The sequence below is a fragment of the Pseudomonas sp. 5Ae-yellow genome (genome assembly GCF_014077575.1).
In the GTDB taxonomy this organism is placed as follows: Bacteria; Pseudomonadota; Gammaproteobacteria; order Pseudomonadales; family Pseudomonadaceae; genus Halopseudomonas; species Halopseudomonas neustonica.
In genome coordinates, this window is the sequence record NZ_JACGWE010000121.1 from 1 (window position 1) to 1,038 (window position 1,038).

Consider the following 1,038-nt stretch of genomic DNA (forward strand, 5'->3'; position numbering starts at 1 on the left):
GGGTTCTACCCCGTTACTGCGGACACTCTTGAAAAGAGGCACAATGTGCCAAAGGAGTGTTCATGTCCAAACGCAGAAAATACAGCCCTGAATTCAAGCGCGAAGCCATCGCGCTATCTCGCCAGCCTGGTACCAACTGTCGTCAGGTGGCCTTAGAGATTGGCATTAACCCCAATTTGTTGTCGCGGTGGGTCCGTGAAGCGGACGATGTGCCAAGCAAAGCGTTCAAGGGCTCTGGTACGCCTCGTGACGAGGAGCTTGCCAATCTGAAACGCGAACTGGCGCGGGTAAAAAAGGAGCGCGATTTTTTGCGCGAAGCGGCAGTGTTCTTTGCAAAGGAGTCGTCCTGAGGTATCAGGCGATTCAACGCTGTCGCAGTCTTTTCCCGATACGCCTTATGTGTCGATGCCTGAAGGTCTCGGCCAGCGGTTATTACGCCTGGGCATCTCGACCTCTATCCAGCAGGGCTATGGCTAATCAGCATCTGTTGTCGCGAATCAGAGAGATTCATGATGATAGTGGTGGCATGATTGGTTCGCCCCGGATGCATGAAGACCTGGCTGCCGAAGGCACTTCTACGAGCCTGAATCGGGTTGCAAGGCTAATGGCTAAGCACGGTATCCAGGGGTGGCCTCGCAAAAAGCGGGGACGAATGGGGCGAGCGTCGAGTCGGCCACAGGGTATTCAAAACCATCTACAGCGGGACTTCTCAGCGCTTGAGCCTGATACCAAGTGGGTCACGGATATTACGGAGATCTCCACTCAGGAAGGAAAACTGTATCTATGCGTGGTCCTGGATCTGTTCAGTAAGCTGATTGTGGGCTGGTCCATGCATCACAGACAGGATCGGCAGATGGTAATCAGAGCTGTTCAAATGGCTGTGTGGCAACGCCAGGGCGAAACCCCGGTGATACTGCACTCAGACAGGGGTACGCAGTTCACCAGCGGCGATTACCAGCGTTATCTGGGCAGCAATCGGTTAGTCAGCAGCATGAGTGCCGTTGGCCACTGTGGCGATAATGCCGCCTGTGAGGGCTT

Annotated in this window: 1 pseudogene; it reads left to right on the plus strand. The window is 54.6% G+C overall.

Features of this window, described 5'->3' with window-relative positions:
* Nucleotides 1-62: 62 nt before the first annotated feature.
* Nucleotides 63-1,038 (plus strand): annotated as a pseudogene (locus tag H4J77_RS19525) (IS3 family transposase); the annotation flags it as partial.